Below are 16568 nucleotides of genomic sequence, written 5' to 3'. Positions count from 1 at the left end.
ATGCTAAGCATGAACGGCATAAAGTTCCATTTATTCTTCAGTTCATTACACTCAGTACAATAATTAAAAAGCACTTTGCGCTGTATAATTTACGTCGTATGACAGAACGAAGTGCAGGCTAAAACACAGCGGCATGTAATGGAGAAGATAATGACCTCATATATTCAAAAAGGCGCACTTAAAATTGCGCCAGTTTTACACCAATTTCTGATCCAAGAGGCGTTGCCTGGTACTGAAGTAACGCAAGCCGATTTTTGGACAGGTTTTGAAAAAGTTGTGGCTGAATTTACGCCTATCAATAAGGCCTTGTTAGCCAAACGAGATGAGCTACAGCTGAAAATAGACAACTTTCACCTGCATAACAAAGGTGCCAGTTTTGAACAGTACAAAACGTTTTTACAAGAAATAGACTATTTGTTGCCCACTCCCGCGCAAAGCAAAATAAGCACTGAAAACGTTGATGATGAAATTGCTCATATTGCCGGCCCGCAATTGGTTGTGCCTATAAATAACGCGCGATATGCATTAAACGCAGTAAATGCAAGGTGGGGAAGTTTATATGACGCCCTATACGGCACTGACGCAATTGGCGATGAAAACGGGCAAGAGAAACAAGGCCAGTATAATCCTAAACGCGGGCAAGCTGTTATTAAAAGAGCGCGTGCACTGCTTGATGAAGCCGCACCATTAGCGAATGGTTCTCATGCTGATAGTACCAACTATAACGTTGAGAACGGCGAATTAGTGGTTACCCTTAACAATGATTCAAAACAAAGCTTGGCTAAGCCTAGTCAATTTGTTGGTTTTACACCTAGCAAAAGTGCGGACCAATTCGAAGCCATACTGCTTAAGCACAACCACTTGCATATTGAAATTCAATTTGATGCTAAGCATCCCATAGGCTCGGCTGATCCCGCAAGTATTAAAGATTTGCTCATTGAATCTGCAATAACCACCATTATGGACTGCGAAGATTCAGTTGCTGCGGTAGATGCTGAAGACAAAACCTTAGTTTATAAAAACTGGCTTGGCTTAATGCAAGGTAGTTTACAATTTGATATGCAAAAAGGCGGTAAATCTATTACCCGAACTATGAATCCTGATCGCCAATACACTGGGGCAAATAACACTCGTTTTAGCTTATCAGGCAGAAGCTTAATGTTTGTGCGAAACGTAGGCCATCTTATGACCAACGACGCCATTTTATTTAACGATGAGCCTATTTTTGAAGGGATTATGGATGGGCTTATTACCAGCCTTATTGCCAAACATGACCTGCTTAACAATAGCCAGTTTAGCAATAGTAAAACCGGCAGTGTTTATATTGTGAAACCTAAGATGCACGGGCCTGAAGAAGTTGCGTTCACTGATGCTTTATTTGCCGCTATTGAACCGGTAATTGGCGTAGCGAAAAACACCTTAAAAGTCGGCATTATGGATGAAGAGCGCCGCACCAGTGTTAACTTAGCAGCTTGTATTGCAGCCGCTAAAGAGCGCGTTGTTTTCATCAATACTGGTTTCCTTGATCGCACAGGTGATGAAATTCATACCTCTATGTTAAAAGGGCCATTTGCCGCAAAAGCTGAGTTAAAAGCGCGCCCTTGGATACACGCTTATGAAAAAGCTAACGTAATTACGGGCTTAAAAGCAGGTTTGTCGGGTAAAGCGCAAATTGGTAAAGGCATGTGGCCTATTCCTGATCAAATGGCAGCCATGCTTGAGGCGAAAATTGCCCACCCTAAAGCGGGTGCATCAACCGCTTGGGTACCCTCACCTACTGGTGCAACGCTTCACGCTATGCATTATCACACGGTAGACGTGTTCAGCTTACAAGATACAATTATTAACGCCTCTGACACACAAAGCTTTGATGGCACCGATACCATTCTTGATATTCCATTGCAAGGAAACGAGTTATTGAGTGATGAAGAAATTCAGCATGATCTTGATAACAACGTACAAGGCATATTGGGCTATGTTGTGCGCTGGGTACACCAAGGTATTGGCTGCTCAAAAGTACCCGACATAAACAATGTTGGCCTTATGGAAGATAGAGCAACCTTGCGTATATCTAGCCAGCATATTGCTAATTGGTTAGAGCATGGTTTAGTTAGCGAGGCGCAAATTAATGCTTCAATGGAACGTATGGCCGCATTAGTAGATGAGCAAAACGCTGATGATAGCGAATACATTCCCATGCTGCCCAATTTGCAAAGTAGTATAGGATTTCAAGCAGCCCACGATTTAATCTTTAAAGGAAAAGATCAACCCAACGGTTACACCGAGCCACTTTTGCATGAGAGACGCAAAGAAATGAAGGCCAAATTACAAGGATAGAAGTAAACTAACTAAGTAATCACGTAATAATTAGCAAGTAATCCGTTTTTAAGGGGTTTTTGGCTTGACGCTCATTGCAAAGAAAGTTACATTTCTAGCATGAAATTACGTTTTTACCCAACAGGAACTGAAATGACAAAATATTTATCATCAAATATTCGCTTTCGCGTTATTTCTATCCTGCTGCTCTTACCATTACATCTTAATCGGTGCGGGTGAGCGTAGTTTACTAAAACATAAAAACCCGTGCTTAGCGCGGGTTTTTTTATGCCTCTCATGCTAAGTATGGTTAAGTCATCAAAAAAGGCTTTAAATCAATCAATAACAGGCATATTAACAATGATACAATGTAGGCGAATAAGCCCTTACAGGAGTGAAATATGAGCGACCAAGTCATTATTTTTGACACCACATTGCGTGATGGCGAACAAGCCCTTCCAGCAAGTTTGAATGTGCGTGAAAAACTACAAATTGCGCTTATGCTTGAACGCCTTGGCGTTGATGTAATAGAAGCTGGATTCCCTGTTTCATCTCCTGGTGATTTTGAGTCGGTAAAATTAATTGCCCAAGAAATTAAAAACGCACGAGTATGCGGTTTATCAAGAGCGCTAGAGAAAGATATTGACGCATGCGGGCAAGCGTTGAGCGTTGCTGATGCCTTTAGAATTCACACTTTTATTGCAACATCTGATATTCACGTTGGTACTAAGCTACGTAAATCGCAAGATGAGGTAGTTGAAATGGCGGTGAAAGCCATTAAACATGCGCGTAAATATACTGATGACGTAGAGTTTTCATGTGAAGACGCGGGGCGTACTCATATCGATTATTTATGCCGCATGGTTGAATCAGCTATTAATGCAGGTGCTACCACGGTCAATATTCCTGATACCGTTGGTTACACGATTCCATCTGAATTTGGCGGAATTATTCAAAACCTTTATAACCGCGTACCTAATATTGATAAAGCCGTTATTTCTGTGCATTGTCATAATGACTTAGGTTTAGCCGTAGCTAATTCATTGGCTGCGGTAGAGCACGGCGCTCGCCAAATTGAGTGTACGGTTAATGGCATAGGCGAGCGTGCAGGTAACTGCTCACTTGAAGAAATAGCCATGACCTTACAAACGCGCTACGCAAAGCTAGGCTTAGATACCAATATAAAGAGCCAAGAAATTCACAAAGCCTCTAAATTAGTCAGCCAGTTATGTAATATGCCTGTGCAAATGAATAAGGCAATAGTGGGCGCGAATGCTTTTAGTCACTCTTCAGGTATACACCAAGATGGCGTATTAAAAGGCGAAAATACCTACGAAATTATGACCCCTGAGTCTGTGGGTATTAATAAGAATGTACTAAACTTAACCTCTCGTTCGGGCCGCCATGTAATTAAGCACCGTTTAGGTGAGCTAGGCTATGGCACCGATGAATACGACCTTGACAACATATATACTTCATTTTTGAAATTGGCTGACAAAAAAGGCCAAGTGTTTGACTATGACTTAGAAGCCTTATTGTTTTTTGATCAACAAAAACACGAGCAAGCGTACTATAAACTTCAATATTTGCATGCTACCTCAGGGCAAAACATCATTCCTTCTGCCACCGTAACCGTTATGGTTGGCGAAGAAGAGGTAACTGAAGCCTCTACCGGCAACGGCCCAGTTGATGCCGCTTTCAATGCGATTATTAAAGCCATAAAAGGCCATGATTTAGACATTGTAGACTTTAAGCTTGATTCAAAAGGTGAAGGCGCTGGCGCCCTAGCCCAAGTAAGCGTAATTGTAGAATATAATGGCCGCCGTTTTAACGGTATTGGCCTTGCCACCGACATAGTTGAAGCCGGTGTGAAATCATTAATTTTCGTGCTAAACAACACATATTTAGCCGACCAAATTGACCAACAAAAACAAGTAAAAATAGCAGGAGTGTAAATGACCAGTTTTTCTATTGCAGTACTAGCGGGCGACGGTATTGGGCCTGAAGTTATGCAACAAGCGCGCAGAGTACTTGATGCCGTAAGCGCAAAGCACGAGTTTACGCTTAATTGCACCGAGTATGCCGTGGGCGGATATGCGATTGATCATCATGGTGAAGCATTACCCGACGCCACCTTGAAAGGCTGCGAACAAGCCGACGCTATTTTATTTGGCTCTATTGGCGGGCCTAAATGGGATTCTTTACCTTTAGAAAAGCGCCCGGAGCGTGCCGCTTTATTGTCACTAAGAAGCCATTTTGATTTGTTTAGTAACTTACGCCCTGCCAAAATTTACGAAAGCCTAGCGCACTTGTCACCCCTTCGTGCTGACATCGCCAAAAACAACGTAGATGTGCTAGTAGTTCGCGAGTTAACCTCAGGCATTTATTTTGGCCAGCCTAAAGGTTTAGAGGGTGAAGGCGAACAAAAAACCGCTTTTGACACCATGCGTTACTCGACTGCAGAAATTAGACGCATAGCGCATTCTGCTTTTGAAGCAGCAAGTAAGCGTAGCAAAAAAGTAGTATCGGTAGATAAAGCCAATGTATTGGTAACTAGCCGTTTATGGCGTGAAGTCGTGGAAGAAGTCGCTAAAGACTATCCCGATGTGAGCTTAGAGCACATGTACATTGACAACGCCACCATGCAGCTAGTGGCCAATCCAGGGCAATTTGATGTATTACTTTGCTCTAATTTATTCGGTGATATATTGTCAGATGAATGCGCCATGATAACCGGCTCAATGGGCCTGCTCCCCTCAGCAAGTATTAATCAGCAAGGTTTTGGTATGTATGAGCCTGCAGGTGGTTCTGCACCTGATATAGCCGGGAAAAATATTGCTAATCCAGTTGCGCAAATATTATCTGCGGCCATGATGCTTCGTTACAGCTTAGGTTTATCAGAAGCTGCCGATAGTATAGAAAACGCAGTAGTAAAAACCTTAAGCGACGGCGTGTTAACGGCTGAGTTACTATTACCCGAGCAAAAACATTTAGCTAAATCTACCAGCGAAGTAGGCGATTATATTCTTAGCCAGCTGTAGATGTTGAAAGGTGCTCAGGTAAACACAAATTTTGCACGCACCTTTTTATCGCCTATGAGAAGCCTTTTATATAAGGCCCAACACGATTGATGCAGCGAATGCACAGCGCTGCAAGGAAGAGAAAATGCCAGCTACACTTTATGAAAAAGTATTGAATCAACACGTTGTTGACCAAGTCGGTGACGATTTGTTGTTATACATTGACCGCCACCTTATACACGAAGTTACTACCCCGCAAGCATTTGCAGGCTTAAATGAAAAAGCCAGAAAGGTACGCCGCCCCGATTTAACCTTCGGTACAATGGACCATAGTATATCTACGCGCTCACTTGCTTTAGACGCGTGCGGCCCGCAAAACGCATTGCAGTTAAATACACTTGCCGCAAACTGCGAGCACCATGGTATCCAACTATTCCCTGTAGGGCATAAAAACCAAGGTATTATTCATGTTATTGGACCACAGCTTGGTTTAATCCAGCCAGGTATGACCGTAGTGTGTGGTGATTCACACACTGCCACCCACGGTGCATTTGGTGCACTGGCTTTTGGTATTGGCACATCACAAGTTGAACACGTGTTAGCCACACAAACACTTAAGCAATCACGCGCTAAAAGCATGAAAGTCGAAGTACAAGGTAAGCTACCATTAGGCGTTACTGCGAAAGACATAATACTCGCTATTATTGGTGAAATTGGTCATGCAGGCGCTACCGGCCATGTAATTGAGTATTGTGGCCAAGCCATAAGTGATTTGTCGATGGAAGAGCGTATGACCATTTGCAACATGAGTATTGAAGCCGGTGCAAAAGCGGGGCTAATTGCACCCGACGAAAAAACCTTCGCTTATATGAAAGGCAAAGAATTTGCGCCTCGCACGCATCAATGGGAAGAAGCACAAGCGTATTGGGAAACCTTATATTCAGATGTTGATGCTAGCTTTGATACCGTAGTTACCTTGCAAGCCAAAGATATTGAGCCACAAGTCACATGGGGAACCAACCCAGGCCAAGTAATTGGCATAAACCAACAGGTTCCTGATCCAAGCTCGTTTAGTGATTCTGTTACACAAGATTCAGCCGTAAAAGCCTTGCGATATATGGATTTACGTGCAGGTGATGCTATAAGTAACGTAGGTATTTCACACGTATTTATTGGCTCATGTACTAACAGCCGCATAGAAGATTTGCGCGCCGCTGCAAAAGTAGCGAAGTTAGGAAAAGTGGCCCCTAGCGTAACCGCTATAGTGGTACCAGGCTCGGTGGAAGTTAAAGAGTTAGCCGAGAAAGAAGGCTTAGATAGCATATTTCTTTCAGCAGGTTTTGAATGGCGTTTACCTGGCTGCTCAATGTGCCTAGGAATGAATGATGACATTCTGCAACCGGGTGACCGCTGTGCATCTACCAGTAACCGTAACTTTGAAGGGCGACAAGGACGCGGTGCGCGTACCCATTTAGTGAGTCCAGAAATGGCGGCTGCAGCTGCAATAAACGGTAAATTTACCGATGTACGTACTTTAGGAGCGCAATAACAATGTCAGGAATTAATATTGTAACAGGTACTGCGGCTCCGCTTGACCAAGCAAACGTAGATACCGATCAAATTATCCCGAAACAATTTTTAACGGGCGTTACGCGTGCTGGATACGGCATCAACTTATTTCATGATTGGCGTTATTTAGACGGGGCTGATAAAAAGCTAAACCCTGAGTTTGCCTTAAATCAGCCAGAATATGCGGGCGCTAAAATACTGCTTACCCGCGAAAACTTCGGCTGTGGTTCAAGCCGTGAGCACGCACCTTGGGCGCTTGCTGATTACGGATTTGATGCCATTATTGCAACATCTTTCGCAGATATTTTTTACGGCAACAGTATTAATAATCAGTTGCTGCCTGTTAGCTTGAGTAATGCCCAACTTGATCAATTATTTGCAAAAGTAAGTGCTCAGCCTAAAATTGCAATTAGTATTAATTTAGAAGCGCAAACCGTTAGCTGTGATGAATTAGTATTTGAGTTTGACATTGCCCCACACCACAAAAACAACATGCTAAAAGGTTTAGATGCAATCGGACAAACCTTAGAGTTAAACGATAAAATATCTGAATTTGAAAATAAGCGAAAAGTTTGGCTTTAATTTTCTTCATTCGTGCCGATAAAATTTAATAACTCACCTTATTAATAATAATTGAAGATGCAGCCAAATGCTGCATCTTCATAATGTTGGGACGTATGAAGAAAATAGTATCTATTGATGAGCTTCAGGTAGGCATGTTTGTGCATGCTATTACGCAAACAAGCACTAAACTGGCAGTTAAGAGCCAGGGCGTTGTAAAAACGCAATCAACAATAGATATGCTTAAGAATAATGGCATAGAAGCACTAGAAATTGACCTAAGTAAGGGCAATTTTTCGGCCGAACAAGCCGAGTCAGGCCCCCCTCCCTCCATAAGCAATAAGAATATTTCTTGCGAACAACACCAACAAGACCTGACCAAAGCAAATAAACTCTATTCTCAGTCGCGCAGCATTCATAGCGACTTTTTACATCAATTAAAAGGCGGTCAAAGTCCAGACTTTGATTCCTTACATACCTTGTCACAGGAAATTATAGACAGTGTTTTTGAAAATACAGACGCGTTAGCATGCTTGGTTATGCTTCAAGAGTCTGATGATTACTTAGTGCAGCACTCCCTAAATTGCTCAATTTTAATGACTATATTTGCTAAGTTTAAAGGCTTCAGCCAAGCTGAGGTAGAAGATTTAACCCTAGCGGGTTTATTAATGGACTGCGGTATGGCACTGCTACCTAGTGAGCTTTATAACAACAGTGCGCCATTAACCGAGGCTGATCACACCTTATTGCGCACTCATGTTGATATAGGCTACGAAATTGCCGAACGTTTTAGTGACGTACCGCCACTGGTGCTTGATATTATAGCGCATCATCATGAACGTATTGACGGAACCGGTTACCCCAAACAATTGAGCGGCGATGACATTAGCGTGTATTCACAAATGGCAGGCATTGTGGATAGTTACGAAAACATGCTATCAGCACATCATGATGCGTCTAATACATGTTCACAAGCATTCTTAGAAGACTTACAAAACAATAGTGCCCATGATACTGAATTAGTAAATGAGTTCATAAAAGCGATTGGCTTATACCCCGTTGGATCGCTAGTTAAGTTAACTAACGGGAAGCTAGCTATAGTAGTAAAACGCAACTACAAAGACCCATTAAAACCTACCGTAATGACATTTTACAGCACGCGAAATAAGCACCTTACAGAAGTAAAGCGAATAGACTTATATCGCCAAAGCAGTGATAAAATTGTGGGGTGTGTAAGGCCCGATGAATTTAACTTAAACTTACCGGGCTTTTTTAAATCAGCGCTATTAGACAAATAAACCGTAAAGCCCTACCAATCTGATAGAGCATTCATTCTAAAATCATCTCCTTTAAATGACAAAATCACTCTATCAGGTTCTATTCTTAATAATTGAAGATCATCGCTTATATAATCGCCTTCCCCTAAGCGTTTACCGTTTACTCGCACCCAACGGTCAATTGGGTTTGATGCGTACATATGGGCACTAAAGCTCATACCAGGCATTTGCGTCAGCACTGCGGGGCTAAGTTGGTCAATACGCGGTACATCATTATAGGTTCTTGCCTCACTCGCCCTTTCGGGTTCGTAAGGCTCAGGCTCAGATGAGCTTTGTTTGTCAATGTCGTTTGCGGCCTCTTGAATTCGCCTAAGTAAATCTTCGCTCGATATATTCGAAGAAGCACTAGGATTACCTTGAATAGGCTTATTGTTTGGCTTGCTTGACGAAACATTGTTTGCAATGGGCGCTTGGGAGGCGGTGGCTTGCTGATTGGTATTTTGATAACCCAATACTTGCTGCCCTTCTTCCACTATTACGCCATTTATACTGACTAACGCAGGGGGCTCGTTTTGCATAGCTTGTTGTTGAGGCGCTTCTTGTTGAATCGCTTCCTGCTGAACCACGCCTTGTTGAACAGTATCGTCAACCACGGCTTGCGCTGGTGCTTGGACTAATTCTGGGGCTGGCTGTGCAAGCGCATCAGTTTGCGTTGAAAGGCCTTGAGGGCTTTCGCTGGCTCCGCCTTGATCCGGCTCAATGTTCAGCTCCTGTTTCGCTTCTCGCTCAGCGATACTTTCATTGCTAACAATTGGCGCTTCATTACTACCAAATAACCAAGACGTGCCGTGCAAAGCGGTAGCGCTTAATGTTAGCCCTACACAAAAGCCCACAACAACACAGCCTGCCAAAATAGCATAGGGTTTTCCATACAAACTCCATTTGCTTGGCATTTGTTCTACCGCAGGTAAAAACAATGAACGATGAAATTGCTGTGAAAGCTGGCGGTCTACATCGGCCACCCGCTTATTTGAGGCAACTAAGCGCTGCGTAGCGGTTTCATCAGCCGCTTTAGTTGTATGAGTGTCATCAATAGTAGAAATCGCTTCAGGCACTTCACTTTGTGCGTCATCTTCAAGCCCTAAGCTTTGTGATAAATCTACTTCAACTTGAGTAACACCCATTTCAGACAAGCCTTTGATCATGTCTTGTGAGCGGATCATGCCTACTTTACGAATTTTCACCGGCCCGTGTTGCTCAAGTACCTTGCTGACCATCATGCCGGGGGCTAACTCGTTAACGCTAAACGTTTTAAACATAATACATACCCCACAATACACCTAATGCCAATGCGGCAATAAACGCAGTAATGTATATAGGTTTCCAACGCGCTTGTTGGCGCTGCAGCACTATGTCATCACCTAATACCTGAAAACTGGCTGACACCATTATTTGATGATCCACCAAAGGGCGCTGTAACGAATAGCCTAGGCTAAGTGCTCGGTCACATAATAAATTGATAACCCGCGGAATCCCGCCGCTAATAGTAAATATTTCCGCTAAGGCTGATTTTCTAAAGCAACTTGTACTGCCCCCCGCTACTTGCCACCTATGCTCTACATACTGGGCAACTTCCTGCTGGGTTAAAGGGAGTAAATGATATCGCGCTGTAACACGTTGTGCCAATTGGCGAAGCTCGTTTCGGCGCAGTAATTGTTGTAATTCTGGTTGGCCAATCAACACCACTTTCAGTAACTTTTCACGATTCGTTTCAAGGTTGGTTAACAAGCGAAGCTGTTCTAGTACCTCAGGGAGCAGATGCTGTGCTTCATCTATTAATAAAACCGTGTTAACGCCATTGTCATGATTGCGAGCCAGTTTTTGTAAAATTAAATCGGTGAAGGTCTTTAAACTTGCCGTATTAAGATCATAGCTTATCCCTAACTCATCACACACCGTGGCTAACAATTCAAGCGCTGAGAGCGTAGGATTTAATATAACGGCCATTTGCGTGTCGTCGCCTAAGTCTTGCATAAGCTTACGTGACACCGTTGTTTTGCCAGTGCCCACTTCTCCGGTAAGCATAACAAACCCGCCTGACTCCCTTAAACCAAAGCTTAAATGCGCCAGTGCTTGCTTATGCCGTGTGCTCATAAATAGATAATCAGGATTAGGAGCAATAGAAAAAGGATTATCGGTTAAGCCATAATAATTTAAGTACACAATGAATTTCTTATAGTTATTGTAATTGTTACCAACATAGGAAGGCTAAACTAGCACGATTACGGCATAACGTAAATTTGAGAAACGCGAATTTTTCGTGCGCAATAGTTATGATTAATCCCTTACTATTATTGCTCAGAATAAGGTAAACTTGCGCAAAAATAAACGCACTTAAAAAAGTGCTTTATATTCCAAATATGAACGAACAAGACAAAGGTAACTACATTGAGCAGCTTTCACGCACTAGAACTTGACGACGAATTGATTAGCGCCATCGAAAAAATGGGCTATAGCGCGCCTACAAGCATTCAAGAACTCGTTATTCCAGATGCAATGGATGGCATTGACATACTCGCCAGTGCCCCTACCGGCACCGGAAAAACCGCCGCGTTTATTTTACCGGTAAGTCAATTTCTGCTTGATTACCCTAATCGCGACAAAACATCTGCGCGCGCATTAGTGCTAGTCCCTACACGCGAACTTGCGTTTCAGGTAGCCGAACAAGCTGAGTTAATCTGCCAATTTACTGATCTTACCGTGGGCGTAATTACTGGCGGCATAAACTACGGAACTGACAAAGAAACCCTTGAAAGCAACGTAGATATTCTTATTGCCACACCAGGGCGCTTGTTAGAGCACATTGAAAACGAAACCTTTGATTGCCGTGATATAGAGTCATTGGTGCTTGATGAAGCTGACCGCATGCTCGACATGGGCTTTGGTACGGTGGTTAACCAAATTTGCGAAGAAGCACGCTGGCGCAAGCAAACCATGCTGTTTTCGGCAACGCTTGAAGGCCGAGGCGTAAATAACTTTGCTCGCGATATTCTAAAAAGTCCTAAAGTGCACGAGGCTGTGCCCTCACGCAAAGAAAAAGCCAAAACGCTACAGTGGTATCACCTGTGTGATAACCGCCAGCACAAAGATGCGCTACTTGAATACCATTTAAAAAATACGGTTGACTCATGCGTGGTGTTTGTAAAAACACGCGAACGCTTGCACGAATTAAAAGACCAATTATTCAGCAAAGGCTTTGCTATTTCTTATCTGCAAGGTGAAATGCCGCAAGATAAGCGTTTAGCCGCCTTAGCTAGCTTTAAAAGTGGCGAAACAAAAATACTCATTGCGACTGACGTAGCCGCCCGCGGTATTGACGTACCCGATGTTTCCCACGTAATTAACTATGATATGCCTCGCGGCGCTGATGTATACGTACACCGCATAGGCAGAACAGGCCGTGCGGGCGCAAAAGGTGTAGCTATTTCCTTAATAGAAGCCCATGATTTTCAATGGGTAGGTAAAGTTGAACGCTATACAAATGAGTCATTCAAAGCACGTGTAGTAGAAGAGTTAAAGCCGCAAAACAAAGCGCCAACTTTAGTTAAAAAGAAAAAACCTAAAGTGAAAGCCAAAAAGCCTAAAGCGAGCAAAGCCAAAGTGAGAACTCGTAAGAAGTAATTTTAACGGCGCACCCATAAGGTAAAGCTATGACCAACAGAATTAACGAAATAGTGCTCGCAAGTGGAAACAAAGGCAAGGTGGCTGAATTCACACATTTGTTCGAAGCTTACAACATAAGCGTGCATCCGCAGTCAGTATTTGAAGTGCCTGATGTACCCGAAACGGGCACTACCTTTGTAGAAAACGCAATTATTAAAGCCCGCCATGCTGCTTTGCTAACAGGCTTACCCGCTATAGCAGATGACAGCGGCCTAGTGGTAGATGCTCTAAATTGTGAACCCGGCATTTATTCAGCCCGCTACGCAGGCGAACACGGCAATGACGGCGCAAACTGCGAAAAACTGCTACGTGAACTAGGTAATAGCGAAAACCGCCGCGCTAAGTTTTTATGCGTTTTAGTATTCATGCAACACGCTAAAGACCCAACACCTATTATTTGCCAAGGCGAATGGCACGGAGAAATCACTAAAGAAGCCTCTGGTGAGGGTGGTTTTGGTTACGATCCTATTTTTTATGTGCCATCACAAAAAGCTACCGCCGCTGAACTAGATAAATCACTTAAAAATAAGATAAGCCACCGCGGGCAAGCCCTTGTAAGCTTAATGCAACAAGTAAAACCATTACTGAAGCCATGATATTAAACGCAATACCGCTTGCACTGTATGTGCATATTCCTTGGTGCGTGCAAAAGTGCCCCTATTGTGATTTCAATTCACACACCTTAAAAGGCGGCATTCCCGAAAGCGAATACATTGCTCATTTACTTGATGACTTAAGCGCTGACCTGCCCCTAGTTTCGCACAATGGGCAACTTCGTGAAGTTACATCAATATTCATCGGCGGCGGCACGCCTAGCTTGCTGTCAGTTGAGGCCATGCACAAACTCATTGAAGGTATTAAAGCGCGCATCCCCGTGCATCCACAAGCTGAAATAAGTATGGAAGCCAACCCAGGCACCGTTGAAAGTGACAAATTTATTGGTTTTCAAGCCTCGGGCGTTAACCGAATTTCAATTGGGGTACAAAGTTTTCAGGCTAGTCACTTAAAGATACTAGGGCGTATTCATAACGAGGGGCAAGCCCATAATGCTATTGAGCTAGCAAAATCCTTAGCGCTGCGCTCTTTTAATACTGACCTAATGCACGGCTTACCAGAGCAAAGCTTAGAAAATGCATTAAGTGATTTACAACAAGCCATTGATCACGCGCCACCCCACTTATCATGGTATCAACTAACGATTGAGCCCAATACCCTGTTTTATTCAAAGCCTCCTGAATTACCAATAGATGATGTTCTGTGGGATATTCAAACCCAAGGACAAGCCTTATTAGCTCAGCATGGGTATGAACAATACGAAGTGTCAGCATATGCTAAGCCCGGCCAAAAATGCGCTCATAATTTAAATTATTGGCGATTTGGTGACTACTTAGGCATAGGTTGCGGAGCGCATGGAAAAATCAGTAATTTATCCACCGGCGAAATTATTCGCACCGTGAAAGTAAAGCACCCTAAAGGGTATATGGATTTAAGTAAGCCATATATGCAAGGGCAAACCGCCATACTTGATGAAGACATGGGTTTTGAGTTTTTCATGAATCGACTGCGCTTAATAGAAGCTTGCCCTCATGATGAATTTGAGCGCTATACTGGGCGGGCACTCACTGAGCAAGAAAAAAGCATTATAAGTAAATTAAACGGCCAAGGTTTAATGCTGTCCAATAACAATGAATGGCGTTTAAGCGAACTTGGAAAGCGCCACTTAAATACCGTACTGGCAGAGTTTGTTTAGCGCTTTGCGCCTGCTGAAAATAAACAGCAAAGCGCCTTAGCTACAAATAGCTAGTCAGCTACGTTGTTTCTTACTAAGCGAACGTACAAACTTCGGCTTCGTAATTTAATGGCATTGCTACCGTTTGTAAACGTAATTGCCCAGGCGCTTTGCTCGTTTAATAAAGACGGCGTAGACGTCCAGTAATCGTCAGGTGAAGTATTGGGAAACACCGTTTCATTAATCGATGGGCGCACGCACGCACTTTCTATAATTACTGACAACTCCTTTAAATTAGGCAGGCGCCAACTATTATTGTCTAAATACGTAGTACTTTGTGCGGTACTTAACGCATTTTGCCAAGTATATGGTTCAGGGGTTCCCGTGCACTCAGTGCCGTCCCATGTTTGCCCTATGCTACAACGCATAAAAATAAGGTTTGAGGTAATGTGTAATATTTCCCCGTCTTCAAGCACTTCAAATTCGTCATCGCTGCTAGTGGTAGGGATCCCCGCCGGGCACACTGCTGTTTGAGCAGCAGTTGTAGTAATAAAGCCTAAACTACATAACAATATTAAACATACTTTATTCATCGCCCTGCCCTTACTAATATAACTCTTTGTTCAGTGGTTTTATCTAAAAAGCCATCGTTGCCGGAATTCATATCAAGCGCCCATGCATTGTAAGCGGTGTCGTCACTAACGCCATCAGCGCTTGATTGGCTGGTCCAATACCATAAGGTACTATTATTTGCTGTGCCCCAATAAGGGAAGAACTCAGTATCAACCAAGGGACTAGAGGTTTTGCCATAATGAACAATAGACTGCATCTCACGAATATTTGGTAAGCGCCAATCAAAAAATCCGCACATGCCTTCAGCATTTACTTGGTCAAGGTAAGCTTGCGTATTACACTGGCCTGAACTCACATTGCAGCTCGTGCTAGCCTCATTTAAACTACCTTCAAAATTACCGTTATCTTCTTCTGCGTACCAAGTAAAAGTTTGTTCAACATATGCGCTACTGCTGGTATCACTGGCTGTTTTAGTTTGCCAAATTAAGCCTGTTGTGTTGTCACGCACACAGGTAAATTCAAAACTGGGATTATCTATAATATCGCCATTGTTATCTAAACGCGTAAAGTCGAAACCGGCTTCACCGTCACCCACTTTACTTACTTGGCCTGATTGACTTTGTTGGTCTGCGCCAAAATCAGCATCTTGGCCGGCAAAGTCAGCTTGATAAGCGCTAAACACGCTTGCTTCATTTGCAAACACCTGTACACCAGTGTCATTAACGGTTCGCACAATAGGCGCATACACCATAGCCGAAAGTTGCGTACTGGCAGTATTCCCAAAACTATCTTCTACACTTAAGGCATACCTTACTTCAGTATCCTCACTTACAAGAGGCGCTATTGCGTAAGTATTAAATTCATTTACATCATTTATTGACGCGGTAGATGAATTCGTCCACGTTGCTGAAAAAGGGCTCGCACTAGGCGCAATGCTTTGTCCTTCGCCGCTAAGGGCTTGAATCTCGCCTGCAAATACATCTCTAATTAAACTTATAGTTGCTTCTGGGAGCGTTTCGTTTTCTGCTAGCAAGGTAATAGTTATGTCGCTTGACGCTGTAGCAAGCTCTTGGTCAGTAACGGTTAAACGTATTACTGCCGTTTGCGAAGTAGAAAGCGTGGGAGCAACTAAGGTAATGGTATCAGCACTAGAATTAATGCCCGCAAGTAAGCTAGGACCGGCAACTTGTTGCCATAAATAGGCAGTAATTGGCGAAGTGGCAGTTTGTGGATCTTGGTCACTACTATTAGTGCCATCTAAAACAATAGCGCTAGTTACTGGATAAGTATTGCTGGCATAACCGCTAATGTCATTGCTGGTAATGACTGACGTGGGCGCAATATTAACGGGGTTTACGGTAAGCACAAATGAATTTGAGCCGCTGCTGCCGCTCTCATCAGTAGCGGTAAGGCTTATTGTATACGCGCTTATTTCAGTTACGCTTGGTGCTGTTATTACGGCATCAGCTAAGGTCGTATCATCGTGGGTTATTATAACGCTGGCGTCAGCTTGCCATGCGTAAGTTAAGGCCCCGGTGCCACCACTAGCGCCACCGGTAATGTTGGCGGTTTGTGCTTCGTTTAACGAAATATTGGCGCCGGCGTTAACTAAAACTGCATCAGCAGTCGAACCTTCGCCCGAATCTGAGCCACCGCCGCAAGCGCTAAGCACAAGGGAAATAAACACCAATACAGCAAATTTTATCCAGGAGTTAGTTTTCAAAACAATGCACGCCTCAAATACAACAATTAATAAGTTATAAGAGGTTTTAGCAAGTCTTGTACCAAATCGAGTGCCAA

13 protein-coding genes are annotated in these 16568 nt (G+C 43.3%); 9 read left to right on the top strand and 4 right to left on the bottom strand.

The window, feature by feature from the left end:
- The first annotated feature begins 150 nt into the window (after positions 1–150).
- From ACOI22_RS15955 to ACOI22_RS15930, 6 genes are all read left to right on the top strand, one after another.
- On the top strand, positions 151–2337 hold the full coding sequence (locus tag ACOI22_RS15955; protein ID WP_420673130.1) for a malate synthase G: 2187 nt from the start codon (positions 151–153) through the stop codon (positions 2335–2337).
- A 380-nt stretch (positions 2338–2717) separates the two neighbouring features.
- The gene (gene leuA / locus ACOI22_RS15950) at positions 2718–4271 is read left to right on the top strand and encodes a 2-isopropylmalate synthase (protein ID WP_420673129.1); all 1554 of its coding nucleotides are present in this window, start codon (positions 2718–2720) and stop codon (positions 4269–4271) included.
- Entirely contained in the window at positions 4272–5357 is a 1086-nt protein-coding gene (gene leuB, locus ACOI22_RS15945; protein ID WP_420673128.1) for a 3-isopropylmalate dehydrogenase, read from the top strand.
- A 124-nt stretch (positions 5358–5481) separates the two neighbouring features.
- Positions 5482–6885, top strand: a complete 1404-nt coding sequence (gene leuC / locus ACOI22_RS15940) for a 3-isopropylmalate dehydratase large subunit (RefSeq protein ID WP_420673127.1) — start codon at positions 5482–5484, stop codon at positions 6883–6885.
- 2 nt (positions 6886–6887) lie between these two features.
- Positions 6888–7487 carry a 3-isopropylmalate dehydratase small subunit gene (gene leuD, locus ACOI22_RS15935; protein WP_420673126.1) on the top strand — a complete coding sequence of 200 codons (600 nt, stop codon included), beginning with the start codon at positions 6888–6890 and terminating at the stop codon, positions 7485–7487.
- Positions 7488–7582: 95 nt separating this feature from the next.
- Entirely contained in the window at positions 7583–8764 is a 1182-nt protein-coding gene (locus ACOI22_RS15930; protein WP_420673125.1) for an HD-GYP domain-containing protein, read from the top strand.
- Between the two features lie 11 nt (positions 8765–8775).
- Here ACOI22_RS15930 and ACOI22_RS15925 read toward each other — a convergent pair whose 3' ends face one another.
- Both ACOI22_RS15925 and ACOI22_RS15920 read right to left on the bottom strand, forming a co-directional pair.
- Positions 8776–10062: a general secretion pathway protein GspB gene (locus ACOI22_RS15925; protein WP_420673124.1), complete on the bottom strand. Its 1287-nt coding sequence runs from the start codon at positions 10060–10062 to the stop codon at positions 8776–8778.
- Complete coding sequence (locus tag ACOI22_RS15920) at positions 10055–10966, bottom strand: ExeA family protein (protein WP_420673123.1); 912 nt, start codon at positions 10964–10966, stop codon at positions 10055–10057. The genes ACOI22_RS15925 and ACOI22_RS15920 overlap by 8 nt, the downstream gene beginning before the upstream one ends.
- A gap of 225 nt (positions 10967–11191) precedes the next feature.
- On the opposite strand from ACOI22_RS15920, the gene srmB reads away from it, so the two are divergent.
- From srmB to hemW, 3 genes are read left to right on the top strand one after another with little or no spacing between them, the layout of a single operon-like run.
- On the top strand, positions 11192–12424 hold the full coding sequence (gene srmB, locus ACOI22_RS15915) for an ATP-dependent RNA helicase SrmB (protein WP_420673122.1): 1233 nt from the start codon (positions 11192–11194) through the stop codon (positions 12422–12424).
- A 29-nt stretch (positions 12425–12453) separates the two neighbouring features.
- On the top strand, positions 12454–13062 hold the full coding sequence (locus ACOI22_RS15910) for an XTP/dITP diphosphatase (RefSeq protein WP_420673121.1): 609 nt from the start codon (positions 12454–12456) through the stop codon (positions 13060–13062).
- The gene (hemW, locus tag ACOI22_RS15905) at positions 13059–14216 is read left to right on the top strand and encodes a radical SAM family heme chaperone HemW (RefSeq protein WP_420673120.1); all 1158 of its coding nucleotides are present in this window, start codon (positions 13059–13061) and stop codon (positions 14214–14216) included. The genes ACOI22_RS15910 and hemW overlap by 4 nt, the downstream gene beginning before the upstream one ends.
- 50 nt (positions 14217–14266) lie before the next feature.
- On the opposite strand, the gene ACOI22_RS15900 is transcribed toward hemW, so the two are convergent.
- The gene (locus ACOI22_RS15900; protein WP_420673119.1) at positions 14267–14788 is read right to left on the bottom strand and encodes a DUF1566 domain-containing protein; all 522 of its coding nucleotides are present in this window, start codon (positions 14786–14788) and stop codon (positions 14267–14269) included.
- Positions 14785–16491, bottom strand: coding sequence for a DUF1566 domain-containing protein (locus ACOI22_RS15895; protein ID WP_420673118.1), 1707 nt, complete (start codon positions 16489–16491; stop codon positions 14785–14787). Before ACOI22_RS15895 ends, ACOI22_RS15900 begins: the two co-directional genes overlap by 4 nt.
- Between the last annotated feature and the right edge of the window lie 77 nt (positions 16492–16568).

This window comes from Glaciecola sp. 2405UD65-10 (assembly GCF_048820975.1).
Taxonomy (GTDB): domain Bacteria; phylum Pseudomonadota; class Gammaproteobacteria; order Enterobacterales; family Alteromonadaceae; genus Glaciecola.
The sequence above is the reverse complement of the archived record's forward strand: the minus strand, read 5'-3'. Positions and strand labels throughout refer to the sequence as shown.